This window comes from Paraburkholderia sp. GAS448 (genome assembly GCF_050435685.1).
Taxonomy (GTDB): domain Bacteria; phylum Pseudomonadota; class Gammaproteobacteria; order Burkholderiales; family Burkholderiaceae; genus Paraburkholderia.
Map to the genome: position 1 here is coordinate 135,528 of NZ_JBNDKT010000006.1, position 26,184 is coordinate 161,711.

General features: G+C 61.1%; 21 protein-coding genes and 2 pseudogenes. 9 read left to right on the top strand and 14 right to left on the bottom strand.

Features of this window, described 5'->3' with window-relative positions:
* Positions 1 to 170: 170 nt before the first annotated feature.
* On the bottom strand, positions 171 to 1,637 hold the full coding sequence (locus P3T23_RS14125; RefSeq protein WP_429316785.1) for a hypothetical protein: 1,467 nt from the start codon (positions 1,635 to 1,637) through the stop codon (positions 171 to 173).
* A gap of 679 nt (positions 1,638 to 2,316) precedes the next feature.
* On the opposite strand from P3T23_RS14125, the gene P3T23_RS14130 reads away from it, so the two are divergent.
* Positions 2,317 to 3,459 (top strand): porin, encoded by a 1,143-nt coding sequence (locus P3T23_RS14130; RefSeq protein ID WP_429316786.1) that lies wholly within the window; start codon positions 2,317 to 2,319, stop codon positions 3,457 to 3,459.
* A 100-nt stretch (positions 3,460 to 3,559) separates the two neighbouring features.
* Here the strand turns inward: P3T23_RS14130 and P3T23_RS14135 are convergent, their stop codons facing one another.
* Complete coding sequence (locus P3T23_RS14135; protein WP_429316787.1) at positions 3,560 to 4,519, bottom strand: GlxA family transcriptional regulator; 960 nt, start codon at positions 4,517 to 4,519, stop codon at positions 3,560 to 3,562.
* Positions 4,520 to 4,891: 372 nt separating this feature from the next.
* On the opposite strand from P3T23_RS14135, the gene P3T23_RS14140 reads away from it, so the two are divergent.
* The 5 genes from P3T23_RS14140 (at position 4,892) to P3T23_RS14160 (ending at position 9,348) form a co-directional block, all read left to right on the top strand.
* The gene (locus P3T23_RS14140) at positions 4,892 to 5,842 is read left to right on the top strand and encodes a choline ABC transporter substrate-binding protein (protein WP_429316788.1); all 951 of its coding nucleotides are present in this window, start codon (positions 4,892 to 4,894) and stop codon (positions 5,840 to 5,842) included.
* A gap of 38 nt (positions 5,843 to 5,880) precedes the next feature.
* Positions 5,881 to 6,810, top strand: coding sequence for a 3-keto-5-aminohexanoate cleavage protein (locus P3T23_RS14145; RefSeq protein ID WP_429316789.1), 930 nt, complete (start codon positions 5,881 to 5,883; stop codon positions 6,808 to 6,810).
* 45 nt (positions 6,811 to 6,855) lie between these two features.
* On the top strand, positions 6,856 to 7,821 hold the full coding sequence (locus P3T23_RS14150) for an L-carnitine dehydrogenase (RefSeq protein WP_429316790.1): 966 nt from the start codon (positions 6,856 to 6,858) through the stop codon (positions 7,819 to 7,821).
* A 31-nt stretch (positions 7,822 to 7,852) separates the two neighbouring features.
* Positions 7,853 to 8,344 carry a thioesterase family protein gene (locus tag P3T23_RS14155; protein WP_429316791.1) on the top strand — a complete coding sequence of 164 codons (492 nt, stop codon included), beginning with the start codon at positions 7,853 to 7,855 and terminating at the stop codon, positions 8,342 to 8,344.
* 62 nt (positions 8,345 to 8,406) lie between these two features.
* A complete protein-coding gene (locus P3T23_RS14160; protein WP_429316792.1) occupies positions 8,407 to 9,348 on the top strand; it encodes an alpha/beta hydrolase in 942 nt (313 codons plus the stop codon).
* A gap of 147 nt (positions 9,349 to 9,495) precedes the next feature.
* On the opposite strand, the gene P3T23_RS14165 is transcribed toward P3T23_RS14160, so the two are convergent.
* Entirely contained in the window at positions 9,496 to 9,783 is a 288-nt protein-coding gene (locus P3T23_RS14165; RefSeq protein WP_429316793.1) for a DUF3331 domain-containing protein, read from the bottom strand.
* Positions 9,784 to 10,135: 352 nt separating this feature from the next.
* Here P3T23_RS14165 and P3T23_RS14170 point away from each other — a divergent pair, with 352 nt between their 5' ends.
* Entirely contained in the window at positions 10,136 to 11,215 is a 1,080-nt protein-coding gene (locus tag P3T23_RS14170) for an AI-2E family transporter (protein WP_429316794.1), read from the top strand.
* Positions 11,216 to 11,341: 126 nt separating this feature from the next.
* On the opposite strand, the gene P3T23_RS14175 is transcribed toward P3T23_RS14170, so the two are convergent.
* The 10 genes and pseudogenes from P3T23_RS14175 to P3T23_RS14220 all read right to left on the bottom strand — a co-directional run.
* Positions 11,342 to 12,178 carry an alpha/beta hydrolase gene (locus P3T23_RS14175; protein ID WP_429316795.1) on the bottom strand — a complete coding sequence of 279 codons (837 nt, stop codon included), beginning with the start codon at positions 12,176 to 12,178 and terminating at the stop codon, positions 11,342 to 11,344.
* 91 nt (positions 12,179 to 12,269) lie between these two features.
* Complete coding sequence (locus P3T23_RS14180; RefSeq protein ID WP_429316796.1) at positions 12,270 to 13,367, bottom strand: OpgC domain-containing protein; 1,098 nt, start codon at positions 13,365 to 13,367, stop codon at positions 12,270 to 12,272.
* A 433-nt stretch (positions 13,368 to 13,800) separates the two neighbouring features.
* Entirely contained in the window at positions 13,801 to 14,538 is a 738-nt protein-coding gene (locus P3T23_RS14185) for a fimbrial biogenesis chaperone (protein ID WP_429316987.1), read from the bottom strand.
* A 337-nt stretch (positions 14,539 to 14,875) separates the two neighbouring features.
* Positions 14,876 to 16,300, bottom strand: coding sequence for a fimbrial protein (locus P3T23_RS14190; RefSeq protein ID WP_429316797.1), 1,425 nt, complete (start codon positions 16,298 to 16,300; stop codon positions 14,876 to 14,878).
* 78 nt (positions 16,301 to 16,378) lie between these two features.
* A complete protein-coding gene (locus P3T23_RS14195; RefSeq protein ID WP_429316798.1) occupies positions 16,379 to 18,925 on the bottom strand; it encodes a fimbria/pilus outer membrane usher protein in 2,547 nt (848 codons plus the stop codon).
* A gap of 214 nt (positions 18,926 to 19,139) precedes the next feature.
* Positions 19,140 to 19,898 carry a fimbrial biogenesis chaperone gene (locus P3T23_RS14200; RefSeq protein ID WP_429316799.1) on the bottom strand — a complete coding sequence of 253 codons (759 nt, stop codon included), beginning with the start codon at positions 19,896 to 19,898 and terminating at the stop codon, positions 19,140 to 19,142.
* Between the two features lie 93 nt (positions 19,899 to 19,991).
* Entirely contained in the window at positions 19,992 to 20,531 is a 540-nt protein-coding gene (locus P3T23_RS14205; RefSeq protein ID WP_429316800.1) for a fimbrial protein, read from the bottom strand.
* 175 nt (positions 20,532 to 20,706) lie between these two features.
* Positions 20,707 to 21,851 (bottom strand): annotated as a pseudogene (locus P3T23_RS14210) (ISAs1 family transposase).
* A gap of 442 nt (positions 21,852 to 22,293) precedes the next feature.
* Entirely contained in the window at positions 22,294 to 22,701 is a 408-nt protein-coding gene (locus P3T23_RS14215; protein WP_429316801.1) for a GFA family protein, read from the bottom strand.
* Between the two features lie 164 nt (positions 22,702 to 22,865).
* Positions 22,866 to 23,052: pseudogene (locus P3T23_RS14220) on the bottom strand (IS256 family transposase); the annotation flags it as partial.
* Between the two features lie 434 nt (positions 23,053 to 23,486).
* Between P3T23_RS14220 and P3T23_RS14225 the strand changes: the two are divergent.
* The gene (locus P3T23_RS14225; RefSeq protein ID WP_429316802.1) at positions 23,487 to 24,641 is read left to right on the top strand and encodes a porin; all 1,155 of its coding nucleotides are present in this window, start codon (positions 23,487 to 23,489) and stop codon (positions 24,639 to 24,641) included.
* A gap of 106 nt (positions 24,642 to 24,747) precedes the next feature.
* On the opposite strand, the gene P3T23_RS14230 is transcribed toward P3T23_RS14225, so the two are convergent.
* Positions 24,748 to 25,335 carry an NUDIX domain-containing protein gene (locus tag P3T23_RS14230; protein WP_429316803.1) on the bottom strand — a complete coding sequence of 196 codons (588 nt, stop codon included), beginning with the start codon at positions 25,333 to 25,335 and terminating at the stop codon, positions 24,748 to 24,750.
* 91 nt (positions 25,336 to 25,426) lie between these two features.
* Between P3T23_RS14230 and P3T23_RS14235 the strand changes: the two genes are divergently transcribed.
* Complete coding sequence (locus tag P3T23_RS14235; protein ID WP_429316804.1) at positions 25,427 to 26,182, top strand: DeoR/GlpR family DNA-binding transcription regulator; 756 nt, start codon at positions 25,427 to 25,429, stop codon at positions 26,180 to 26,182.
* Positions 26,183 to 26,184 lie beyond the last annotated feature (2 nt).

Sequence of the window (26,184 nt, forward strand, 5' to 3'; positions counted from 1 at the left end):
TCTTCGCCATTTTCCGTTGAATGATGAGCATCAACGGAAGGCATCAACGGAAGGCAGCAACGATAGGGCCGCCTTTTGGGCGGCCCTATCGTCTACCGGGAGAGCGCACAGTACGGTTCGAACGCCCCCTCGCAACTCAGGAGACATCCCGTCAGGTCGACGAGTTGCCTTCAACGGTCGTCGCTATCGCGACCCGCAGACGCCGGCCGAGCCGGGCTTACGGTTATGGCGGCACCAGTAAGTACCCAGGCCCGCTGGCTGGGCGCGAACCGCGGTGCCAGGGAGCCGTCATTGATTTCGCGCGTCACGGCAAAGCGACGGAACGAAGTCGCCGGTAAGAACAGGCGGGAATTGTCCGGGAACCCATCGCTGGGAGTATCCACGTCTCCCTCGCGTGCCGATATTACGCCGTCGCCATTGGTATCGACCCGTTTGACTTCGGCCACATAGGCGTCGTATAAGCGCTGCGGGAATGGCGTGCCCTGCTCGAACGATGCCACTCGCACATAGGTGTCCAGGTAGATTTCGTGGGCCAGCCCGCTCGGGATGAAGCGCTGGCGGTATTCCCGCTGGCTATCGACGTTCGCGTCGAATCGGTCGGGGTCGCGCGGACCTGCACCACCCAGCGGAGCCGCATTGTTCGGATCGTCACCATAGTCGATCGGACTGTTCTTCACGCCTGCCGGTCCAGAGCCGGGAATCAGAGACGAGAGCGCGCCAACTTTGCCGGCTTCAAAGGTACCGGGGATACCGCCGGTAAAAGGCAACTCGTAGGGTGGATGGGTCCAGTTGGTCGTGTAGTTGAATTCCCAGTAGCCGTGACAGTCAGACTGCTGCATGCAGTTAAGCGCCCCCATGCTTAGCTGGATCGGCACGATATTGGTCTGGCGGTCGGGGAAGTGGTCGGAAACGTCGGGCAAATGCGGTGCCCTGCCGTCCATTGTGAATAGCCGGCCCGGCAGGTTGTTGTGTGTGCCCATCGCCTGCAAGGCGGCCGCGTCCGCGGCTGTCATTGTGCCAAACTGGGCGTGCCCGTCGGGTCGGGGTGGTGCGACATCCGGCACATGTAAATCGTGGATCATCCAGCCCTCGTACCAGCCGCTTTCGTTGTTAATCACAAACAGATATGACAGGTCGGTAAATACATCGATGAAGGCGCGAACGTTGTTGGGATCAGTGGGCAGCCCAGGCTTCGGTTCGACCACCAGGCGCACCGCACCGATGGTGGGCAAGCCGCAGTTGGCGCCAGTTGCCGTCAGCATCGCCTGGTCGTTGATGCCCGGGAATCGTGCCGTGAACGGATTGGGTTCGAATCCTGTTGTGGACAGCAGGTAATACTGGAACAGCTGGCTCGGTTTGTCGGCCTCGGAAAAGACCTGAATGGGCAAATAGGAATGGGGCCGCTCGGCGATCCTTTGGAGGAGATCCTGCAGCGAATCCGGCAGGTGCGCGACGTCGCCGCGCTGACGCACCAGGGCGCCGTCAGCGGCAGCGTTCGGATTCGGATGGCAAGGCGGCGGCGGCTGTTCCGCGCATGCCTGGCCTGCGGCCAACGCGGCGATGAAGGCGGCAGCGGACAGGCTGGCAGCACGAGAAGCCAGTGGTCTGAAGCTGCGGGGCTTGAATAACGATTTCATGACTCCTCCTGAGGTTGACCCGCTTCGACGGACAGATCTGCAGTTAGGTAATGATGTGTGGCTTAACCTCCATTGAAAGTTGAGTCGCGGGGTGTCCATGGTCGGGCAGCGGGTCGCCTGTCACAGAGCATGACGCTGCCTCGCGGTGAGCAACCCGCGATGCGATGTAGCTGGGTGAGATCGGCAAATCGGATGCCGTGAGAGACGTGTCGAGTAAACGGGTTGGAGGATGAGATATTCCGGGCGCGGCTAAAAAATGCAGCGGCAGTCATGGCTGTCGGAGTCTATTGTGCGCTCGTAGCTACGCATGGGGCGGGTTTCATAACAGAGCAAGTTTATGAAGCAAGTGCGTATGACGCGCTCCGCGTACTTGCCACAACATCCGGCTGTATTCGCGCACTACCTTAAGGCTGGCTGAAGAAGTCGCCGTTCGTCGTCGCAGCAGCATTCCGTCTCATTTCTGCACGTTGTCGTAATCGGACCAATCGACGTCGCTTGCCGTCGAGTTAGGGGAAATATGAGCTTGTACTGTGCCTCATTGTCGCGCGAAGGGTGGTTCACGCGATGAGCGCCTGACCGGAAGCTTCATGGTCGGCGCGTCAGTCAAGCAAGCTCGGGCGATTCCGCGCCATTGCGTGGAATCCTCTTCCCCAACCGACAGGCAAGAGAGAAACACACAATGAGAAGACGGAATGCCGCAGCACTCTCCGGCGTCGCGCTTGCGCTCGCCAGCATGCCAGGCGTAAGCGAGGCGCAAAGCAGCGTGACGCTATACGGAATCATCGATGCAGGGATCACCTATGTCTCCAACACCGGCGGCTCGCACGTCATCAAGTTCGATGACGGCGTTTCGTACGGCAACCGTTGGGGCATCAAGGGTTCGGAAGATCTCGGCGGCGGTCTGTCTGCGGTGTTCGTGCTCGAAAGCGGCTTTCACGTGAGCAACGGCCAGCTTGGATTCGGCGGCTCGCTGTTCGGACGGCAGGCGTATGTCGGTCTGAAAAACGACTGGGGCACGCTGTCGTTCGGTAACCAGCTCGACATGACGGAAGAGATGGTCTACTCGTACAACGTCTCCGCATGGGCGAGCGGCTATGCGATCCACCAGGGCGACTTCGACCGCTTCAACGGCGACCGTCTGCCGAATGCGGTCAAGTTCCTGTCGAACGAGTTTCACGGCTTCATGTTCGGTGGCATGTACTCGTTCGGCAACATCGCGGGCAATTTCCACGAGCAAAGCGCCTGGAGCGTCGGCGCGCACTACGCTAACGGGCCGTTTACCGTCGGTACGGCCTACACGCAGCTGAACGATCCGCACGGTATCTATGCATTCGATCCGTACGCGATGATCGGCGTACACACCTTCCTCGGCCAGCCGACGGTCAGCGTCGATCCCGCAACGGGCGCCGTCACCAGTCTCTATTCGCAAAACCCGTTCCCGGTCGACAAGCAGGGCACGTTCGGCATCGGTTCCAGCTACGCGATCGGCGACGTCACGCTGATGGGCAACTTCACGTACACGACGATCAAGGGCCTTGGCCAGTCGTCGCACATGCGGGTGGCCGAAGGCGGCGCGGACTGGCAGGTCACGCCGGCCTTCAGCGCGATCGGCGGTTATCAGTACACGAACTTCGAAGGCCATCACTGGAACCAGGTGTCGGCCGGGCTGCACTATCTGCTGTCGAAGCGCACTGACGTGTATATCTCGGGTGACTACCTGAAGGCATCGAGCGGCGTAGACGCGGTGATCGGCTATAGCTTCACGCCATCGTCGACCACCACGCAGGCCGACGTGCGCATCGGTATGCGGCATTCGTTCTAAGGTTGCATCGAGGGAAGGTGAACCGGCGCGTGTTGTGCCGGCTCACATTGTGATTCGGTCGACGCCGGCCAGGGCAAGCCCGTTATTAGCGGAACAGGCCCTAGCCGCTCGGCGGCCGCGACGATGCGGATCGGTCGCGCCGTGGGCTCGCGCCAAACCTCGCCCGATAGGTGCGTGAAAAATGCGAGGGCGACTCGAAGCCACATGCGACGCAGACCGATGTGATCGACATATCGGTCTGTTGCAGCAGCTCGCGCGCACGGGTGAGCCTTAGCTGCAGATAGAAATGCGTCGGCGTGTCTTTTAGCGCCGAACAAAAGAGCCGTTCCAGATGACGGCGCGTCACGCCGATTTCCTGGGCGAGTTCGTCGGGCGCGAGCGGGTCTTCCATATGCTGTTCCATCGCACCGATCACCTGGATCAGCTTCGGATTGTGCACGCCATAGCGCGCGGCGATTTCCATTCGCTGATGGTCCGAGCGCTGTCGGATCCGGCTCAACACAAACTGCTCCGATACCTCTGACGCGAGCGCATCGCCATGACTGCGGGCGATCAGGTCGAGCATCATGTCGATCGAGGCCGTGCCGCCCGCGCACGTGATGCGCCGCGTGCCGATTTCGAACAGTTCCTGGCTCGCCTGCAACGACGGATAGCGCTCGCGAAACGCGGATAGCGCTTCCCAATGCACGGTCAGTCGATCGGCCTGGCGAAAAAGACCCGCTTCGGCCAGCACGAAGCCGCCCGTATCGATGCCGCCGAGCGTCGTGCCTGCGCGATCGAGACGCTTGAGCCAGTCGCCGAGCGAACGTGTGTAGCAGGCGAGCGGCTCGAATCCCGCCACCACGAAAACCGTGTCCGCCTGCGCGACATCGGCGAACGCGGCCTCTGCGTTCAGCGAGATGCCGTTGCTTGCGCTCACCGGCGCGCCGTCGGCGCTCAGAATGTGCCAGCGATACAGCTCGCCACGAAACCGGTTCGCGACGCGCAGCGGCTCGACCGCCGACATGAAACCGATCGCGGAAAAGCCCGGCAGCAGCAGAAACGAAATGTCTTGAGGCATCGGCTGAGCAACGTGTGTGACGCAGTGTATTCCGCCCTGGTCCGTGGGCGTCTTCCGGACCACGCCAGGGGCAGACGCACCATAAAGTGCCGCTGGGGAGTGCGCCGAGGGTAGCAAGCGGCGCGGCCGGCGGCAAGACCGTCAATATTCGCGCGAGGCCCGTGCCACGGGCTTTCGGCGCGCCATGCTGGTTTTCCCTCATGGTCGCAGGTGAGCAAGAACGGGTCGCTGGCGGTCGCTTTGGGGACAATATGGGGCTGTACCTTTTACCTCATGCAATTCGTCTTACAGTGTCGATGGATGTCCAGGTAGCCGCCCGTCGTGCGGCCTGATTCGAAACACGCCGAATAGCGTGTCAGAGAGGGGATCGTCATGAAGTTACGCGTCAAAGCCTTATCCGCTGGTTTGAGTTGTCTCGTCGGCCTGCTCACGGCGCCCGTTTTCGCGCAGGACCCGCCGGCCTGTCGCGCGGTGCATTTTGCGGACATCGGCTGGACCGATATCACGTCGACGACGGCGCTTGCCACGACCGTGTTCGAAGGCCTCGGCTATCAGCCGGTGACGACCGTCGCTTCGGTGCCGATTTCGTTTGCGGGCCTGAAGAGCAGGCAGCTCGACGTCTCGCTCGGCTACTGGTGGCCGGTGCAGGAAAAAGCGATTCAACCGTTCGTGCAGGCGAAGGCGATCCAGGTGCTCGAACCGCCGAATCTCTCCGGCGCGAAAGCGACGCTCGCGGTGCCGGGCTATGAGTATCAGGCGGGCTTGAAGACCTTCGCCGATATCGCGAAGCATCGCGAGGAACTCGACGGCAAGATCTATGGCATCGAGCCTGGCAGCAGCGCGAACGCGAAGATCCAGAAGATGATCGACACGAACCAGTTCGGGCTCGGCGGCTTCAAGCTGATCGAATCGAGCGAGGCCGGGATGCTGGTGACGGTCGGGCGTGCGATCCGCGACAAAAAGTGGGTGGTCTTTCTTGGGTGGGAGCCGCATCCGATGAACATCCAGTTCAGCATGAACTATCTGTCTGGCGGCGACGATGTGTTCGGACCCAACTATGGCGAAGCGCGCGTGTACACGCTGACATCGCCCGATTTTCTGCAGCGCTGCCCGAACGCCGGCAAGCTGGTGACGAATCTGCGCTTTACGACGCAGCTTGAAAACCAGGTGATGCAGTCGGTGATGAACAAGGAAAAACCGGCCGAAGCCGCGAAGGCCTACCTGAAGAAGAACCCGCAGGTGCTCGACGCATGGCTTGCCGGCGTGAAGACCTATGACGGCAAGGACGGCCTGCCGGCTGTCAAGGCCTACCTCGGCCTCTGAACGAGCGCCGATCCGATCATCGAAGAGGACATGTACGCATGAACTACGAAGTCATCGTGACCGCCGCGGTCACGGGCGCAGGCGACACCGTCGGCAAGCATCCGGCGATTCCGGTCACGCCGAAACAGATCGCCGATGCAGCCATCGAAGCGGCAAAGGCTGGTGCGACCGTGGCCCACTGCCACGTGCGCGATCCGAAGACGGGACGCGGCAGCCGCGACCCGAACCTGTATCGCGAGGTAGTCGATCGCATCCGCTCGGCGGATACGGACGTCATCATCAATCTGACGGCCGGCATGGGCGGCGACCTCGAGATCGGACCGGGCGAGGACCCGATGCGCTTTGGCGCGAACACGGATCTGGTCGGCGGCCTGACGCGTCTTGCGCACGTCGAGGAGCTGCTGCCGGAAATCTGCACGCTCGACTGCGGCACGCTCAATTTCGGCGACGGCGACTACATCTACGTATCGACGCCCGCCCAGTTGCGCGCCGGAGCGAGGCGCATCCAGGAACTGGGCGTGAAGCCGGAGCTGGAAATCTTCGATACCGGCCATCTGTGGTTCGCAAAACAGCTTCTGAAGGAAGGGCTGCTCGATGCGCCGCCGTTGTTCCAGCTGTGCCTGGGGATTCCCTGGGGCGCGCCCGCCGACACGACCACGATGAAGGCCATGGTGGACAACCTGCCCGCCGGCGCACAGTGGGCCGGCTTCGGCATCGGCCGCATGCAGATGCCGATGGTCGCGCAGGCGATGCTGCTCGGCGGCCATGTGCGCGTCGGTCTGGAAGACAACATCTGGCTGGATCGTGGCGTGCCCGCGACCAATGGCACGCTCGTGCAGCGTGCGGTCGAGATCATCGAGCGGCTCGGCGGCAGGGCGCTCACGCCCGCGGAAGGGCGTCGCAAGCTTGGCCTGCCGGCGCGCGGTGAACGTCAGCTTGAACGTCGTGAGATGGCGCAATTCGCATGAGCACGATGCGTACGTAAAAATCATCTGAATGAAGGGTTTTCATTAATGGCAGTGATCGTCGATATCAGGACATTTGCGGCAATCGGGGCGGGGGTTATCGGCAGCGGCTGGGTGGCGCGCGCACTCGCGAACGGACTTGATGTGGTCGCGTGGGACCCCGCGCCCGGCGCAGAAAAGCAGTTGCGCGACAACGTCGCCAATGCGTGGCCCGCGCTCGAGCGCGTGGGGTTGAAGGAGGGCGCTTCGCAGGAACGCTTGCGCTTCGTCAAAACGATCGAGGAATGCGTCGCTCACGCGGACTTCATTCAGGAGAGCGCGCCCGAGCGCGAAGACCTGAAGCTCGCGCTGCACGAGCAGATCAGCCGCGCCGCGAAGCCCGATGCGATCATCGCATCGTCGACCTCGGGGCTCCTGCCCAGCGATTTTTACGCGCGTGCCGAGCATCCTGAACGGTGCGTGGTTGGGCATCCCTTCAATCCGGTGTATCTGCTGCCACTCGTCGAAGTGCTCGGCGGCGAGAGGACGGCGTCTGCGACGATCGACGCCGCCATCCGTATCTATCGCTCGCTCGGCATGCGGCCGTTGCGCGTGCGCAAGGAGGTGCCGGGTTTTATCGCGGACCGTTTGCTCGAAGCGTTGTGGCGCGAGGCGCTCCACCTCGTCAACGAAGGCGTCGCGACCACCGGCGAAATCGACGATGCGATCCGCTTTGGCGCGGGCATCCGCTGGTCGTTCATGGGCACCTTCCTGACCTATACCCTCGCGGGCGGTGACGCCGGTATGCGACACTTCATGCAGCAGTTCGGGCCAGCGCTCGAGTTGCCATGGACGAAGCTCGTCGCGCCGCCGCTCACCGACGCACTGATCGATCGCGTCGTGAACGGCACGGCCGAGCAGGTGGGGCCACGCTCGATCAAGGCGCTCGAGCGCTATCGCGACGACTGCATCACGAGCGTGCTCTCTGCGATCGACGCGGCGAAGGCGCGCCACGGCTTGCGGCCAGAAGAGTAAGCGAACCCGCACACAGGACAAGGGAGACGACATGCCGGACAACGCGCCGCTGACGCTGTACCGCGACGAGGTCCGCGCCGAATGGGTCGATTACAACGGTCATTTGCGCGACGCGTTCTACATGCTGATTTTCAGCTTCGCGACCGACGCGCTGATCGACCGCATCGGCCTTGACGACGCGGTCCGCAAGTCACGCGGCCGGTCGATCTACACGCTCGAAGCGCACCTGAACTATCTGCACGAAATCAAGGAAGGCACGCCGGTGCGGGTGGACGTGCGGCTCGTCGCCCACGACGCGAAGCGGCTGCACATCTACCTCGAAATGTTCGCGGGCGACGGCGCCGAGCCCGTCGCGGCCAGCGAGCAGATGCTGCTGCATGTCGACACGGGCGGCCCGAAGGCGGCGCCGTTCGATGCCGACATCGAGGCGCGCGTGCGGGCGTTGGGCGACGCCCATGCGGCGTTGCCGCCGGGCGCCTGGCAGGGCCGGGTGATCGGGCTGCCGTCGAAGGCGCGTGGCTAGGTTCTGGCTGGCCTTCCGCTCAGACGGTATCCGCGGTACGCTGCGACGCAGGAGGTGCTGCCATGCTGGAACCTGAGATCGCGGCGTTCGTCGCCCGCGCGGACGCGATCTATCCCGACAACACGGCCTCGCTGCCGACGGTCGAACAGCGCGCCATTTACGAGCGCTTTGCCGCGGCGTTCACGCCCGCCAGGCCGGCGGGCGTGGGCGTTCAGAATGCAACGCTTGTGACAGCCGCCGGCCACAGCATCCGCTTGCGTCTGTATGCAAAGGACGAAGGCGCGCAGTCGCCCGGCACGTTGCTGTATTTTCATGGCGGTGGTTTTGTCTTTGGCTCGCTCGACAGTCACGAGATCGTGACCGCGCGCCTCGCTGCCGATACCGGGCTATGCGTGGTCGCCGTCGACTACCGCCTCGCGCCCGAGCATCCTGCACCAGCGGCACACGAAGACTGTCTCGACATCACGCTGGCCGCGCTCGACGGCCGCCTGCCTTTCGGGTCGTTGCCCGCGCCGCTGCTGCTGGCCGGAGATAGCGCGGGCGCCAATCTCGCGGCGAGTGTCGCGATGCGCTTGCGCGATTCCGGCATCGAAGGTGTAGCGGGTGTCGCGCTGATCTATCCGATGCTCGGTGCCGAGCCGCAGTCGCCTGCACGCGAGACCGAAGCGAACGCCCCGATGCTCACGCTCGCCGGCGTTCGCATGTACAGCCGGCTGTACTGGGGCGACGCAGCGCCGCCCGTATGGACCGTGCCGATCGAAGCCAGCCGCTTCGACGGCCTGCCGCCCGTGCTGTCGATCGGCGTCGAACATGATCCGTTGCGCGACGATGCCCGCGTGTTCGCGGAACGCATTCAGGCCGCAGGAGGCGAGGCGCAGTTGTGGATCGCACCGGGTCTCGTGCATGGCTGCTGGCGCGCGCTGGAGACGAGCCCCGGCGTCCAGCGCATGCACGACAAGGTCTGCCGCTTCCTGCTCGATTCAGCTGGCCGCCGCGTCCGATAATCATCGGGAACGCTGTGTCCGCATGCACGGCGTTCGACTGCACGCGGGACGCGTTGCTTTTGCAAACGTACTATGTCAGCCGCAGCGGAACTGTTGTCGAGCATCCGGATGCCGGAGCACCAGACGGGGTGAGAACAACATGGGGTGTCAGTCGGCGATCAGATCGCAGAGCATCTCGGCCGAAATCATCGCCGCTGCGTTCGACGGCGCCGGGCGCTCGGCAGGCTTGAACACCGCGTCGCCGCGGCGGATCTTCTGGCGCGACAGCGCGCAGGTTCCCGATGTGTGCGCCGAGCGACGGCGCCAGCGTTGCTCGCCGTAATGACAGCGGCCCGGTTCGACCCAGCGGATGACCAGCGTCGTGTCGGAACGCTCGAGAATCTCGATGCGCACGCCATTGGCTCCGTTCAGGGGTAGGGACTCTGTGGTCTTCATGGTCGGCTCCGTAGTGTGGTGTGCCGAATGTAGTCCTGCGCGCGCCAGAAGACCATTGTGTGCGCGTTGAAACACCGTTCTTGAAATAGCAACAATTGGGTCGGAATGCTCAACCGGCACGGAAGGATGCGGGTCTGCGGGGCGTCCCGGCTGATAATCCGCATTTTTGCAACGCAGTGTTGTACAGGGCGCGACGCGTGGCCCGGGGGTTGCGACGGCGATCCGGGGTGTTTTTGCGCATCCTTTAAGATGTGCGGATCGCCGGGTTTCAGGATGCGGGCCTCATCGTCTGCATGAGACCCAATTGCATCGCGCCCAGCAACCACAACGCTTCACCGCGCTCCGAGGCCTCATGATCCAGCGTCCGCCCAGCCCGCACGATTCCCATCAGCCCAACCGCCAGAGAGCCCAGAAAATGGCCTCGGCGATACTGTACACGTTGCTCGTGCTGCTTGCTTTGTGGATCGTACGCGGCTTCATTCCCGCCGTGGCGTGGGCCTGTGTGATCTCGATCGCCTTGTGGCCGCTGTTGCAGCGCGTTGCGGGACTCGGCTGGCTCAAGGGCCGTACGACGGTGATTGCCGCCTGCTTCACGGCTGTCATCATGCTGCTGGTCGTGCTGCCGGTCGGGCTCGGGATCGCGCAGGCGGCGAGCGAGGCGCGCGACCTGACGGCCTGGTTTCAGTCGGTCCAGGAAAACGGTATTCCGATGCCGGACTTCCTCATGCATCTGCCGTTCGGCTCGCAGCAGATCGCGACGTGGTGGCACGCTAACCTCGATCTTTCGTTGCGTGAGTCGCCCGCGATGAAGGGTTTGCACGGGCATGCGGTCGTCACGATAGGGCAGCGTTTCGGCGCCCGGGCACTTCATGTCGTAGTGCTGTTCGGTTTCATGCTGGTCACGCTGTTTGTGATTCTTCAGGCGGGCCCCCGTCTGCCGAACGCGCTGATGAAGGGCGCACGACGGGCTTTCGGCGCGGATGGTGCACAACTGGTCCAGCGCATGGCGGTGGCTGTGCGTGGCACCGTGACGGGGCTGATCGTGGTCGGGCTCGGCGAAGGGCTACTGCTCGGTATCGCCTATGGGGTGATCGGCGTGCCGCATGCGGCGTTGCTTGCGCTCGTGACGGCCGTCGCTGCGATGTTGCCGTTCTGTGCGCCGATCGTGTTCTGCGGCGCGGCGCTATGGCTGCTGGTGCAGGGATCGGTGGCGGGGGCCATCGGTTTGCTGGTGTTCGGATTCGTCGTCGTGTTTGTTGCGGAGCATTTCGTCCGACCGGTTCTGATCGGCAACTCGACGCGCCTGCCGTTTCTGCTCGTGCTGTTCGGCATCCTCGGGGGCGCAGAGACGTTCGGGCTGCTTGGGCTCTTTATCGGTCCAGCCCTGATGACCGTGCTGATGGTGCTGTGGACCGACTGGGTCCGTCAGTAGCAGGTCTGGGTTGGGCGTTCCGCACGTGTTGCCGCAGGTTGTCGTTATCAATGCACGGTCAATAGTGTGAACGCCCTTCCGGCAGGTCAGCGAGGCACTGTCGCCCCTATCTGCCGTTACCTGCCTTTACCTGAAGCACGCTAGCGTGTATTTGAGCGCGGCGGGCAGCAGGCCTCGCCACACATCCCACGTATGGCCGCCGTCGACGATCCGCAGCGCCGCCGGATTGCCCGCCAGCCTCAGGTGGGTGTAGAGCGCGGACGCCTCGGCCTGGATCGTGAGATCGTCGTCGCCGGACGAGACGAACATCGGCAGACGCCATGGTTTGCTCATATACGCGTTCCACAGCGCCGGATAGTTCAGCGCGTGCCAGACACGAAGGTCGAACTGCCGGTCGCCGAACACGCCGACCCGGCGCGCCGCCGACGCGGGCGGCGGTTCGTCCGCATAGATCGCCGGACTGAGCAGCAGCACGCCACAAAAATGGTCCGGCCGCGTCATCGCATAGCGCAACGCACCGAAGCCGCCCATCGATACGCCGCCGATCGCCCGTCCGCCGCGCTCCTTGTCCACCGCGAAGTGCGTTTCGATCTCGGGGATCAGGTTGTCGAAGAACGCGGTCTCGATCTTTTCCTTGCGGTCGACATACCAGTCGGTTCCACCTTGCGGCATCACGATCACGACAGGGGGAATCTCGTGGCGTTCGATCAACCCGTCGACGGTGCTTTGCAGGTGGCCTTGCGTGATCCAGTCGGTAGGCTCGCCGTTGTTGCCGTGCAGGAGGTACAGCACCGGCAGGCGCGGGCCGTCGCTGTGATAGCCGGTGGGTAGATAGATGGTGTACGCCCAGTCGCGCTCGAGCGCCGGCGCATGGAAGGTCCGGTTATAGACCGTGCTGGCGGATGCAGGCACGGCGCAGGCGACGCACAGCAGGAGCAACGCGGAATGGAAGAGTCTGCGCATGACGAAAGAGAAGGAACGGGCCGCGCACGTCGCGCGCGGCCACTATGCTAGCAGCACCAGTAGGCTTGTTGAGCGCTGCTCGCGCGAGGCATCAGCTGGACATGCGCAGGCGCGTGGTAAAGAAGCGCGATAGTGGTTCGGATGCCTTCGCGACAAGAAGCAGCGCACCGAGCGCAATGGCGTCGGCGACAAGGCCGAGCGGGATATTGAGGAGGCCGTCAGTGGTCTGATAGAGCAGTGAATCGACAACGAGCGATATCACTGCGCCAGAGACGAAACACAACAACCCCTTGCGGCCGACCAGTCCCACCCATGGCAACCTGAGCGCCAGCTTCCTTGCCCAGCCGAGGCGGATCAGGTTCGCGGTGAGCCAGGCGATCGCCAGAAAATTCAGGACGCGCATCCATTCGAGGTTCTGCTTGACGCTGCTGTCGAACGGCGTGTGTTGTATGACGAGCTTGTAGTACGCCGCGGCCAGCACGACACCTGACGCAAGCGCGCTCACGATCCAGCCCACGCGATGCGCGCTGATTCGCTGATACACCGGCTGGCAGCGCGCGACCACGCCGAGCACGAACATCAATTGCCACGCGAACGGATTGAAGTCCCATTGCGTGTCTTCGGCGGTGGGCAGCCAGGCGGCAATGTGTGGCGCAGCGGCCCACAGTGCGACGCCGCCGGCAAGCAGCCACCATGGTTTGCTGCGCGCGAGCGGCAGGACGGCCGGCACCATCAGCGCAAAAAGCGTGTACATGGGCAGCACCGACGCCAGATACGGCTGACGGCGGAACAGCAGGATCTCGCCGAGTGCCTCGAACGGGGCGTCCCTCAGATCGTCGATATCGGTCGTGGCCAGATTCGGCGCTTCGATACGACACGCCATCAGCACCGCACTGACGAGCAGCATCAGGCCGGCTGTGATGAGGAACGCACGGTAGATTTCCAGCGAGCGTTTGAAGAAGCGGTTACGAGCGATCGCTTCGTTGCGGCGTTCCGCCAGCGCGGCCCAAGCCGTTGCGGTCGCGAAGCCGCCGAGGAAGACGAACACTTCAGCGGCATCGCACAGCGCATAAGCGTGTAGTGTGACGCGCGACAAGATGCTGCCGCCGATGTGATCGACCACGATGATGAGAAGAACCAGACCACGAAAAAAATCAAGCTCGACGAGACGGGATTGCGACTTTTGCATTACGTTGCCAAAGCAACCTCGTGCAGTCCCGCGCAACTGGGCGCTTTGGATGCACAAGACGCGTTGTAGGAGGAAAGACCGTTACTGCGCGCTGCCGAAAGGTCGCGGCGCTGTACCGAAAAGGCAGGCGGGTGTAACCGGCTGCAGGACCGTTAAAGTGACCCGGCCAGGCGGGCTGAGTTCCGCAGAGCGCCGATATTTTATCGCTAACCAGGATTGGGCCTGTTTAAGGCTGGCGGAAACGGGCCGTTTTATCGCGCTCGCTAAATCGAGGGTGTCGTGTCAATGCGAGTAATCCGAATCGAAGATCTTTGCTATTGGCTACGGCCTGCCCGTGCACGACGACCTTTTCCTGTCGCGCACGATCCCCGATGATTCGTTCATCCCGAACGCCGTACCGCGCGAAGCCTGCTGCCCGCAATCCATGCAGTTGTTATGGGCCAACCGCCACATTTCGTTCATCGGCTACCGGATTGCCATCATCGCCGATCAGGGAAAATAGCACGCTTGCATTTTCACCCGGGTTGGCATGTAGCGTGTCAAGATCGAAAGAAGCGCTGGAAAACGGGGCGACCATATCGGCTTGGGCCTGTTGCGACGCATTCGCCAGCTTGATCTCGACGGCACCGATCGTGGCGTAATAGGGTGTCGGGTTGTCAACCTTCAACACGAGCTTGTCCGATGCCCGGACAAGCGAGAACACAAGATGGCGGGGAAGGTCGCTCACGGAAATTGGGAGCTTTTCTGGTCGCACGAACACCTTGACCTGGGTGCGCATCGTAACAGTCACCGTCTGAGCGTCGGGTAACCGGTCTTTGGGTGTTGCCGGAATCTCATACAGATTCAGCCAGAAAAGGGACTCGCGATCTGCGGGCAGCGGCGCCCCCGAATTGATGAGGCGCAGACTCGTTTGATCGCCTGGACCCATGCGAAAAACAGGCGGCAGCACGATGATCGGTGCCTTCGACTCCTGTGGCACCGAATTGATATCGCCGTCATCCACCCATCCCTGAACGAGTACCGGGTACTTATTGACATTGAACACCTGCAGGGACTGTTCAGTGGCACCCGCTGCGAACACCACCCGCGACACCTCGGGCGTCACACCCGCAGCGGCCTGAGCGCTCCATATTGCCAACGGCAGTGCGCCCCACGCAAGCGCGAAGCGCACCAACCGGCGCGATCCACGCCCGGCCAGACGTGTCCAGCCAGCACGAGGCATGCGTACCTGTGCACGCGCGGTCGGGGCACCGCGCCGGTCCGCAAACGTCGCGCGAACCGGCGGTCTTTCGGCATCCTGCAGGCGGGACGCTGACACGTGGATATTCATAGGGGGCTCACAAAGATTGATGTTGATCTAACAACTATACTATTCGGGTGACCTCGCGCTTTTCTGATGTGTTCACGCGTTCGCCGCAGGATTCGATATCGCCTTGTTGTGGGCGCAAGTATCACTGGAGCGCCGCAACCGGCGCCCCAATGATGATCGTTTGTGACGGTAGAACCAACTACTGCACCCGCACGACAACCTGAGCCGTCGCGTTAAACTTTCCTGTCGTCACGGGCGTCGCTCGTGGCGCAAAGGCCTTGAAGGTCGCATTGATCGTGCGCGTATAGGTGGTCATGCCGCCAGATGCCGGGCCGTTTGCAGTTGCATCATTCAAGACAGGATCCCAGCCATCCTTGGTACCGCCGGCGGTGACGTACTCGTTGGTGAGGAAATTCAAGGCAGCACCTCCCGGCCTCGACAATGCCACGCCCACGCCGGTTGCAACACCGGGATCGGTTCCGTAGCCATCGGAGAGCAGATAGCTCACACCACTTCCCGTGGTCGTCAGGCCCACGCTGGTCGCGCTCTGTGCATTGGCCGGTGGAGCAAGAATGCCCAACGCGGTCTGGTTGGCCGCCGTTCCGCTCGCGAAAGCCGTCAGGTCCGCAGGCTTAGTGGTCTGACACTGCATCTGGATCGTGATGGGCAACTGCCTGGAACCACCCTGATTCAGTTCGCCTGCCGAAATCGACGGGAAATTGACCACCGGTGTTGCATTGGTCACTGCACAGGTGGCGGATCGTCTGACCGTTACATTGCCATAGGGGTTGATCGAGCCGGGCCAATTCCCATACCACCCGTCGTATTTCGTGGCCGAGTCGGCGCCAACCGACAGGTTACCCTTGATGATAGTGCCGCTGGCGCCACCAACGAACGCAGAATAGGCGATGGGCTGGGAATACCCCCAAGCCCCAGTGGTCGTGATGCCTCCAGACTGACAGGCGCTGCACTGGAAAAACTCAATCTTGTACTGACTGAAGTTCTTTGCCTTGACGAGAAACCAGCCCTGGCTGTCGACATCGAGGTTGGTAAGGGGTGTAGCCTTCCAGTAACGCGACACGTATTCGCCTGTTGTCATGTTCGTTACTCGGGAAGCGAGTCCCGCGTAATACGTTTCATAAGTTCCCGGGATACCGGACTGGGCACTGACATCGTACATGCCGGCAAACGCGTTATCGCCGTTCGTGGAATAGTATTCAAACATGGTGCCGGCGGAATCAGGGGAGCAGCGGAACAGAACCTGCTCGGGGCTGTAGCCCCCAACGCCCTTATCCCCGAGGTTGACCATCGGCGCCACGCCGCTTCCGAGCAGCGTGCCGTCTGGCACAAAGGGCGGGGTGTTGATCTGAATGGTCATTGGATACGCGCCTTTGCCCCCCCCATCGGTTGAGCCCGTCCAGCTGCTGGCAACTGTACCCGGCTGCGTGTAGTACTGCGAATTCGTGTTGGTGGTAAGACCCGTGATCTTCCAGCACCCCTTCAAGGTTGACTGGGCCCAGGCGTGAGTGGGCACGACGATGCTGGACACGACGGCCAACGCCGCCAGCAGGCCGTTTCGACTCACCCGGGGCGAATGCCGAACGAAGTTTAAAAAGCGATTCATGAATAAGAACTCCTGATAGTCGTCGATTCCGCCGTGAGCCCGAATCGACGGTTGCGTCAGCCGTGCCGGCGCGCAAGATTACCTGGCTGCGGCCTGAATTTCAGCCGATTCAAGGGGGGTGCACCTTGCGCTCATCCGTATGATGGGTGCGGAATCCTGCCCGGTGGTGTCGTACGCAATAGCGCATTGATCTTCGCTGCGCTCTCCCCACTTCACGATCAGCGCGCCGCGATCCTCCGGCACCCGCGCGTAGACCTGCCCACCCTGACCCACCATGCCGATGGCAGCGCCGGTGCTGTCCAGCACATCCGCGCCCAGAGGCAGGGGTTCGCCTTCCGGCCGGGTCGCGCCGATCAACAACGCGTGACCAGTCAGTGTGGAGAATTTGAGCAGCACGGCGGATCCGGCATACGGTGCAACCCGAATCTGGTTACCTGTCAATTCAGCGTTCTGGTTGATCCCCTTGGTGTCAAGCGCCACATCGTTGTAGCGGTACGGTGTCAGCGACGGAACGATCGCGTACCCGGAGCTGTCCACGCGCGCACCCGACCCGTTGCGCACAGTGGCACCCTCTGCACCCTTGGCTTCAACAAGGCCGAACGTATCGCTCAGGTACGGGCCGAATGTGACTCCACCACCATGCGCGACCGCTGCGCCGCGTGCGCTGGCGCCGGCCTGCCAGAAGCCATTACCCTGCGAATAGTTGGCGCCCATCGTGACCATCGACAGGTTCTTCTGCACGTTGCCGCTGACGCTCTTCGAGCCGTTTTGCGTCTCGGCCGACGCCGTCAGACCATAGCTGAGTGTCTGCGCCGTATCGGCGATACCGCTTACGGAAGTCTGGAACGAGGTGCCCTGGCCGGTGCCGGTTGCAACGCTGCCGGAGAGACTTGCGGAGCGCGGGCCGGAGCCGAGCGGGATCGAAACCGTCGCCATGAACGTATTGGACGACTGGCCGCTCGATCCCGACTGGGCACTTCCGGCCACCAGGTTCGGCAAGCCGGTGCTATAGAGCATGCCAGTCTGCTGGCGAATGAACGACAGGTTGTAGTTAATCGACTTGTAGTGATTGTTATAGCTGAGCTGGAACTGCGTATCACGCGGCCTCGAGCCATAGTAGCTGCTTATCGCAGCTGACAGCGAAAGGGAGCCGTACTGGTTGAGGCTCTGGTTGACGTTAACCGTAAACTGATCGCGCTGCTGATACGTGCCTGAAGACCAAGTCCCGCCATTCTGATAGGCCGCCCGTGCGCTCAGCGCGTCCAGAAAGTCCCGATAACCTTTCGTCGAATAGCGATATCCCGCCAGCGAGAACGTTGTCATGGTCTGCTGGAGGGTATGGCTGTAGTTGATGGAACTCCGCCATCCGTTCACGCGGTTACCCTGCGCATCGAGTGCGTTGGACCACGCAGCGTTCAGGCCGAACGCACCAAATGACGTTCCAAATACCACACCAGCCAGCACAGACTGGTAATCCGTGGACAGACGTGCGCCGCCATTGGCGGTGATCATATTGGTCAGACCGCGCTCATATGTAAAGTCGGCGAACTTTGCGTTCGAGCCTTCCACCTGGCGCACCTGACCCATCGTAAAGCTGTAGTGTGACGCGCCAGGTCGGAGCGAGTTCGGCACTGCGGAAAACGGCACCGTGAACGAGGAGACCTGCCCGTTCGCTTCGAACACACGCACGGTAAGATCACCCTGATAGCTCGTAGGGTTCAGGTCGGTGATCGAAAACGGACCCGGCGCAACTGTGGTTTGGTAAATGACGTTGCCGTTCTGACTTACCTCGACCCGTGCGTTGGTGTTGGCAACACCGTTCACGACCGGCGCGTAACCGCGCATGGAGTCCGGCAGCATGCGCTCGTCGGTCTCGATATGAAGCCCGGTGTAACCCACAGAACTGAGCAGGTTGCCGCCCGTGAAGTTTTGCCCGACAGTGAGGTGGCTGTTCCAGCCCGGCAACGGTCGCTCTGCGTACGTGCGAATGTTGTTCCACTGCCCGGCGCTACCCGCGGGGCTGTTGTTAAACGTATAGGCGGATTGCTGGTGCAAACGCCATAGCCCGATGTTCAAACCGGCATTGATACCCGCATAGAGCGAGTTTGTCTTGTAGCCAAAGGCCGATGACGTGTAGTAGTTCGTGTCGTAGTTGAGATAGGCCATGGTCTGGCCTGCCTCGAGGCTGGCCAGGTCGACTGCACCGCGCGGCACATGCTTCATCTGCGCGTGTGGAACGCTGATGTTCAGACGCAGGCGTGACAGGTCGAAGACCGTGGACGCCCCCGGCACACGCTGCGCGAGCGGACCGCACAGCGCAGGCGACGCTTCTGCGGGTGGCGTCTGCACAGCTAGCATAGCCTCATCCGGGACACTGTCCGTTGATGCGGAGGACGCACCGGACACTTCTCTGGATGTGGCGCTCTCGACGAGTATCCCGGTCGAGGTCAGAAAATCGTCACTCAGACACGGATAAACCTCGCCGTTATCTGAGCTGCGAAACTCGATCGGCTGACGGGAAATAAAGACGTCATTCACGTAGACATCGGCCCGATAAGTTCCGGGGTCTACGCTGCTGACTTTATTGAAGCGTTCGATATCGGCGACACCGAGCGATGAACCCATCAACAGGTCGCTGTCAAACGTATAGGATGGTGCTGCACTACCGGAAGCCTCGACGGCTCCCTGAATGGGTGCTGCCAGCACCTGGCATGCGGGAATCGCAAAACCGAGGGCCGCTACGATAATCGAAACCCGGGAAGGTCTGTTTGACCTTACGCGGGTGGAAACAACCCGACTGTCGACGCAATACACTGTTTTTCGAGGCTGACGCAACATCTCACTTCATCCCTTGTTCTACGACTACCGGATACTCCGATTCGCGAACCGCACCGTAGTCGTCGACGTATTTGATTTTCAGACTCGGGGTTGCCCCTTCAAGCGGACATTCCCCCTTAATGTTCCATCCCGCCTCGGAATGAGGCGCAAGCATGTCAGCCGCGAAGGTTGCGGTATGCGTGCCGCAGGTCACACTGCCGTCAAGAAGCGAAACGTAGTAGCCGGACGGGTTGTTAGCGGTGACGCGCTCACTCTTGCCTTGTCTGCCAATACGGAATGTGAGTTGCTGCTGCGCTGTTTGCGCGCTGCCTTCAATCCCGGCCGGACGATAGAAAAGCTTGAGCCGGTTGCGCAACATCACCAGCATCTGGTTCTGGTCGGCATAGGCCGCGTTTTTCGATGGTATCTGCAGGGTATTGAGGTAAAACACCGACTCGCGGTCCTGCGGCAGATCCTTGCCGGTAAACACCAGGCGTACTGTCTGCCCCGCCTTGGAGTCGATGCGGAATATGGGTGGGGTAACCAGGAACGGCGCGTCGGCCGTGTCGGGGGTAGACTGGGCATTCCCCGAGTCAACCCACACCTGCATGACGCTTGGCCCATCGTCCTGGTTGGTAAACTGCAGACTCTGCTCTCTGGCGTTTCCATCGTAGATGACACGGGTACTGGGCACGATGACGCTGGCGCAGGCGCTGCCAATCTGGGCAGCACACGTGGCGGCCAGCATTACCTTGTAAAAATTTTCACGAACCCAGCCCATGTTATCTCCGTTTCCGCAAGCTGTTGATTAGATGTACTGATATAAAATCCTTCGGGCTCGCTAAGATATGCAAGCCCGAAGGCAAGAGGGTGATTACTGGTAGCTAACTGCGTACTGCACGCTGCCCAGCACCGAACCGGGGGTTGCGCCGCCTTGTTCGGAGATGTACTGAACAGCAAAGTCGTGCGACGCGTCCGTTGCGCCAACTGCCAGATTCAGGCCCGGTGCGGCATAACCGTTGACGCCGCTCAGGTTGAACGGCGCAGCCGGTGCTGCCGGATCGAGCAGTTGCAGGGCAACGTTAGTCGCGCTGCCGGTGTTGCCCAGATTGCCGCTCGGGGTGACCTGGTTGCCCACGAACACCGTATCGATCGACTGAGCGACCGTCATCGGAGCTGTACAGCCAGTCACGCCAATCGTGAAGTTGGTCTGTTTAGCGGTGGCGCCCGCGCCAGTCAACTCTGACGCCGGGACGCTAGGCAGCAGCACGGTCGGGCTGGCAGCATTGCCGTTGATCGCAACCGCACACGTCTGATCCGTCACTTCGCCCTGGAAGTTGATGGTGTTGCCGCTGGCAGCAAACGCGAAGGCAGGAACAGCCGCAATGGCGAGGGCAAGAAGATGTTTTTTCAAGGTATAACTCGTTTTGGAAAAGTTGATAAATGTCGCCGCTTTCAGGCAGCAAACGAATTCTGAGGCTTTCAACTTCATTCCAATGTAGGCCGTGTCCGATTTTTCCGTCGGACTGGTCTGGAAATCAGGGCAATTGCACGAAGTGCGCAGGGCAATCGCACCAATTGTTGAATCGCTATGAACCGTGACAGCCGAGGATTTGAGCGCGATAAAAGTCGCTGGTGCATGCCTTCAGGCGGCGAATCTTCTGCCTTGCTTTGGTACTGCGATCCTGCCGTGGCAGGTTCAGGGCGATGCGCCAGAGGATGGCGAAGTTCTGTGCGGCGCTATCCACTCGGACCCGGCACTGATCTTTGCCGAACGCCATATCGAGACACCAGTGCATGCCTTTCTCTATACCCCAGTGGGAACGGACAGCGTGGGCAATATGCGCTGCATCGGCCGGCAGGCTGCTGACGTAATAGCGCCGCTCCGTAGTGACCGTGTCGCCAATCTCGGGAGTCGATTCGACCATCACGATCGAGCGCAGCCCGGGCCACAGATCGGGCTCATGTTGCCAGCGCGTGAGAATGTCGCTGGCGACACAGCGGCGCGTCTCGATGCGGCCGTGGTCTTTCTCGACTTCCCGATGCTCGCTGGTTTAGTCCGCATAGGCAAGCGGAACGCGCTCCAGGGCGTCAAATGCGGCCCAGCATCGTGCCCCTGGTTGCCCTTGCAGGCCAGCACGTAGTCGGCGCCCGCCGTCACAATGCGTTCGGCAATGGACCGCTGACACCCATCGCATCGATCGTGACAATCGCGCCCGCGAGCAGCAAGGCATCGAGCAGTTCCGGGATCGCCGTGATCTCGTTGCTTTTGCCGGCCGTGCGCACCTGACCGAGCACCAGACCAGGTCCGCAGCCGTAGGCTGATACCAGGTGAATTGCGCGCCGATCGGACCGGCGTGAACCGCGTACCGTCTTGCCGTCGACGCCCCGGAGGAAGTCCCCTTGGGGAATCGCCACGACCTGATCGGCTAAAGCCGGGAACAGGCGGCTCATCCAGCGAATGAAGCAAGCCTCGAACTGCTTCGGATTGGGCGCCGCGAAGACGCGACCGAATGTGTCGTGGGAGGGGATGCCCTGGTCCAATGGTATATGACAGCGCAGCCAGTCCGGCTTTTCTTCTCCCCAGATCCTGGATCGCCAGCCAGCTGTCCGCGCCTGACAGGATCGCGCACAACGCCACCACCAGCATCTGCGTCAGATCATGTGCGGACGGGCGGCTGCGCGGGTCATTCAATTCCCCAAAGGTTTCCTCGATACTCAGTACGTCATGCATCCGTTTCTCCGGAGAAAAATCCAGAGTAAACGCGCGCACAGCTTTGTTTACAAGCCTTCCGCTCAATCTTTAAACAAGCGTTGACGTTTCATGCAATCACCCTGATTTCCGCCAGTGCCCATGCGACGTCTGATCGGACACAGCATCGCGGAGTGAACGGGTGAAGAGGATTCGACGCCGGGATGTCGATCGCCATTTCGTGCAGGGGAAACTGGCCGATCACATCAGTTTGGCAATACGGGTAAGAGCTAACGTCAAGAGTGGTGTATGGGCAGGTTGATGGCGGTCGATTTCACGCGCGCGAGGTTTGTCTGTCGTTGTAGTGAGGTACTCAGAATTCTGTGTTCAAAGCCGAAACCAGGACCTATACGAAATACCCCAACATTCGGGAAGAACTCCCTGATTACCCTGTTTCCTTCGGAAGCCTGATATGCCAAAAAAATCAAAGATGTCGGCGTTCCAAAGGGGGATTTATCCAATCATTCTCCAGGCCATTCTGGTAGGTGATCGGCGCATTCAAAGCTTCGTCAACGTCAAGTTCCTCAAGGCACATGATGTTTACATTGATGTACGGGTATCCCGTTCCGTTTGGCATATCCACGCGGTCAAATACGTGGACGCCGCACCGCTTACAAAACGGATGATGTGCTACCGGGTTTTTGCCCTGATATACCGCAAGTGAGTCTTCACTGGAAAGAAGACGAAATTCCTCCCGACGAACCTTGACGTGCCAGGACCGCAGTCTGCTACAGAAGCTGCAATTGCATTTCACCGTACCATTGCTGAAATCAATTCGAGCTTCAAACCTCACCAATTGGCAATGGCAACCTCCAAGGTATGTCCGCAGCATTGGGCTCTCCTATGGTTTTGGATGCACTCAGCACGATTTTGAGTTTATCTGACAGCGTTCATGCCGGGCGCTGTCAAAGCCTAGCGTATTTCGAGCTAGCGTCAAGGTTTGGTGTATGAGTTTGTAATGGGTTTGACGTATGAGCAATTTGATGCCGCTCGATTTCAAGCGGCGAGGCTCTGCTGAACCGGTTGATCGTCTTGCACCGGTTCGCCGTCCTTGAAGGCAAGGCCCTCAAGCAACAGCTTGATCTTTCCCGGACCAATGATGCGGCGCCAGTTTTTTTGCGGCTTTCTCGATCAGCCTGGATGCGAGGCCGAGGAAGGTCGTCCGCGACACACAATTGCGCGTACCTTCACCGCCTTCAATTTTCCGCCTCAACTCCCCCTTACACCCGTTTCGACTTTAGCCCTACGGGTAAAACGCGCCAACTAAAGCACAGTAAAAGAATGGCCTGACAGCTTTGGCTGGCCGCTTGCACGAGTCAGCTATTTAGGGGTATCAAGCAAGATCCCGCAGTGCAACCAAAGCCTCCTGTTTCCTGTTTCGACGTTCGAAAGCGCTTTCGACCAGGTCAATGCCGCAGATTGATGCGCTCATCGTGGGCATTTCACAACGACTTTTGAGCTCCGCGTTCTCCCCTAATGGACGGCATTTTAGCTGTGTGCAAGCATCGCGTCCGTTGCGTTTTCGACATGCAACATTGCAACAGGCGTCGCTGCTGTAGTCCAGAAAAAAAGCAGTCAGATAAGCAAGTTGTCCAACTATCAGGTACCGGAGAATTCATGAAGAAACAGATCTTTGCCGTCGCTGCATTGACCGCATTTGCCGTCCCCGTCTTCGCACAAAGCAGCGTCACGCTGTACGGTGTGATCGATGAAGGTCTCAACTACACGAACAACGCGGCGGGTCACAGTGCATACCAGATGCAAAGCGGTTACGCGCAAGGCAGCCGCTTTGGTCTGAAGGGCGCGGAAGATCTCGGTGGCGGCCTGAAAGCGATTTTCACACTCGAAAATGGCTTCGATCTGAATAGCGGCAAACTGGGGCAGGGCAGCCGCATGTTCGGCCGTCAGGCATTCGTGGGTCTATCGGACGACAAGTACGGTACGATCACGTTCGGCCGTCAGTACGATTCGCTAGTCGACTATCTCGCCCAGACGACGGCAAATGGTAACTGGGGTGGTTACCTTTTGTCGCATCCGTACGATAACGACAACACCGACAACTCGTTCCGCGTGAACAACACGGTCAAGTACGCGAGCCCGGATTTCTCCGGCTTCCAGTTCGGTGGCACGTATAGCCTCAGCAATGACACGAACTTCGCGAACAACCGTCAGTACAGCGTGGGCGCACAGTACACGCTCGGCGGATTGCTGGTCGCGGCCTCGTACCTGCAGGCGAACAACCCGGGCCTGACCTCGGGCGGCGCAATCGCAACCAACGATGCGAACTTCCTGTCCGAACGTCTGCGTATTTTCGGCGGCGGCGTGAACTACACGTTCGGCAGCACAACGCTTGGCTTTGTCTACACGAACTCGACCGTCACGAACCCGGCAGCGACGGACACGTCGGTCTACGTCGGCTCGATCACGCCGCCGAACGGCGGCACGCTGTCGGCGCTCAAATATCAGAACTTCGAAGTGAACGCGAAGTACCAGTTCACGCCGGCGTTCTTCGTGGGCGGTCAATACGTGTACACGACGTCTTCGTTCGAATCGTCGACGGGCACACCGAAGCCGAAGTACCACACGTTGGGTCTGATGGCCGACTACAACATCTCGAAGCGCACGGACTTCTATGCCCAGGTTGCATATCAGCACGTTGCGGGCGACGAGACTGGCACGGTGCTGGACAACGCGTACATCCCGGGTGCCGCCGACGTTTCGTCGACGCGTAACCAGGTTGCAGTCCGCCTCGCCATGCGCCACAAGTTCTAAGACCACGCTTTACCACGCGGGACGATCTCCTTCGCGTGTGCTTGCCTTGATCACCAGGTGTTATCCGACACCTGGTGAGTTTTTTGCCCGCTGCGCCCGGATTCCATCAGTCTGCAAACAGATGCAGCGCAGCGTATTGCAGCAGCATGATGGTCTTTCCATCGGCGATGTCGCCACGTTGCACCATCGCAAGTGCTTCATCGACGGGGAGTTCGAGCACCTCGATGTCCTCTCCCTCGGCAGCCACGCCGCCGCCCCGGCTTACCCGCGAAGCCGGATCGTACTGGGCGACGAAAAAGAACAGTTTCTCCGTCACCGACCCCGGGCTCATGTAGGCCTCGAAGACTTTCCGCGCGGCATGCACGCGGTAGCCGGTTTCTTCTTCGACCTCGGCGCGAATCCGTGCTTCCGGCGAGGCGGCTTCGAGCAAACCTCCGGGCGCTTCGATCAGCATGCCGTCATGTCCGTTGACGAAAACAGGCAGGCGAAACTGCCGCGTCAAGACGACCGTGCGCCGATCCGGATCGTAGAGCAGCAGCGTTGCGCCGTTGCCCCGGTCGTACGTCTCACGGCTCTGGCGCTGCCAGGAGCCGTCTGCGCGCTGGAAATCGAAGGTGGTTTTCTTCAGCACGTACCAGTCGTCCGATAGCACTTCGACGTTGACGATACGCACGCGGTCGGCAGTTTCGTTCATGGTTTCCCCTTCAGGGCACGCTTTGAGGTGGCAAAAACATGGTATCGTGCAATATCGTGTAAAAACAAGTATTTTCGTGTAGAAGGTTCCAATGCTCACGTCGCAAAGAAAACAGTTGATCCTGGAGGCGCTGACACGCGACGGCCAGGTCGTCGCCAAAACGTTGAGTGCGGAGTTTGGCGTGTCGGAGGACACGGTGCGGCGCGATCTGCGCGAGCTTGCCGCCGACGGACGGTTGCAGCGGGTGCATGGCGGCGCGCTGCCGTCGTCGCCGGCGGCTGCCGATCTGGCGGGGCGGCAGGGTATCGGGTCGGCGGCGAAGGCGGCCATCGGCAAGGCCGCTGCGCAGATGATCGCGCCGGGCCAGATCGCCATCGTCGACGGCGGCACGACGGCCGTACAGCTGGCGAGGCATCTGCCCCGCGATCTGCGTGCGACTATCGTCACGCACAGCCCGAGTGTCGCCGTCGAACTGGCTGATCACGCGGCGTTGGACGTCATCCTGATCGGCGGCCGCCTGTTCCGGCATTCGATGGTGGCGGTCGGCGCGGCGGCGGTCGAAGCGCTCAGTCACATTCGTGCTGACCTGTACTTCATGGGCGTGACCGGTGTGCATCCCGATGCAGGGTTCAGCACCGGCGATCTCGAAGAGGCTTACATCAAGCGCGCGCTGGCGGCGCGCGCGGCGGAGACGGTCGTGCTGGCGTCGGCGGAAAAACTGAATGCGGCGTCGGCGTTTATGATCGCGGAGATTTCGGCGGCGAGCGCGATCGTCGTGGAGAAGGAAACACCGGAGTCGTTGACTGCGCCGCTCGAAGCCCTTGGCGTGGCGATTGTCCGCGCGTGAGC

Coding starts and splice junctions, on each gene's coding strand:
- P3T23_RS14135 (WP_429316787.1), bottom strand. CDS start 4,519: ATGCCTCAAGACATTTCGTTTCTGCTGCTGCCGGGCTTTTCCGCGATC.
- P3T23_RS14150 (WP_429316790.1), top strand. CDS start 6,856: ATGGCAGTGATCGTCGATATCAGGACATTTGCGGCAATCGGGGCGGGG.
- P3T23_RS14180 (WP_429316796.1), bottom strand. CDS start 13,367: ATGCAAAAGTCGCAATCCCGTCTCGTCGAGCTTGATTTTTTTCGTGGT.
- P3T23_RS14175 (WP_429316795.1), bottom strand. CDS start 12,178: ATGCGCAGACTCTTCCATTCCGCGTTGCTCCTGCTGTGCGTCGCCTGC.
- P3T23_RS14230 (WP_429316803.1), bottom strand. CDS start 25,335: ATGAACGAAACTGCCGACCGCGTGCGTATCGTCAACGTCGAAGTGCTA.
- P3T23_RS14170 (WP_429316794.1), top strand. CDS start 10,136: ATGATCCAGCGTCCGCCCAGCCCGCACGATTCCCATCAGCCCAACCGC.
- P3T23_RS14235 (WP_429316804.1), top strand. CDS start 25,427: ATGCTCACGTCGCAAAGAAAACAGTTGATCCTGGAGGCGCTGACACGC.
- P3T23_RS14190 (WP_429316797.1), bottom strand. CDS start 16,300: ATGAATCGCTTTTTAAACTTCGTTCGGCATTCGCCCCGGGTGAGTCGA.
- P3T23_RS14225 (WP_429316802.1), top strand. CDS start 23,487: ATGAAGAAACAGATCTTTGCCGTCGCTGCATTGACCGCATTTGCCGTC.
- P3T23_RS14215 (WP_429316801.1), bottom strand. CDS start 22,701: ATGCTGCGGACATACCTTGGAGGTTGCCATTGCCAATTGGTGAGGTTT.
- P3T23_RS14200 (WP_429316799.1), bottom strand. CDS start 19,898: ATGGGCTGGGTTCGTGAAAATTTTTACAAGGTAATGCTGGCCGCCACG.
- P3T23_RS14145 (WP_429316789.1), top strand. CDS start 5,881: ATGAACTACGAAGTCATCGTGACCGCCGCGGTCACGGGCGCAGGCGAC.
- P3T23_RS14125 (WP_429316785.1), bottom strand. CDS start 1,637: ATGAAATCGTTATTCAAGCCCCGCAGCTTCAGACCACTGGCTTCTCGT.
- P3T23_RS14160 (WP_429316792.1), top strand. CDS start 8,407: ATGCTGGAACCTGAGATCGCGGCGTTCGTCGCCCGCGCGGACGCGATC.
- P3T23_RS14140 (WP_429316788.1), top strand. CDS start 4,892: ATGAAGTTACGCGTCAAAGCCTTATCCGCTGGTTTGAGTTGTCTCGTC.
- P3T23_RS14195 (WP_429316798.1), bottom strand. CDS start 18,925: ATGGGTTCATCGCTCGGTGTCGCCGATATCGAACGCTTCAATAAAGTC.
- P3T23_RS14165 (WP_429316793.1), bottom strand. CDS start 9,783: ATGAAGACCACAGAGTCCCTACCCCTGAACGGAGCCAATGGCGTGCGC.
- P3T23_RS14155 (WP_429316791.1), top strand. CDS start 7,853: ATGCCGGACAACGCGCCGCTGACGCTGTACCGCGACGAGGTCCGCGCC.
- P3T23_RS14130 (WP_429316786.1), top strand. CDS start 2,317: ATGAGAAGACGGAATGCCGCAGCACTCTCCGGCGTCGCGCTTGCGCTC.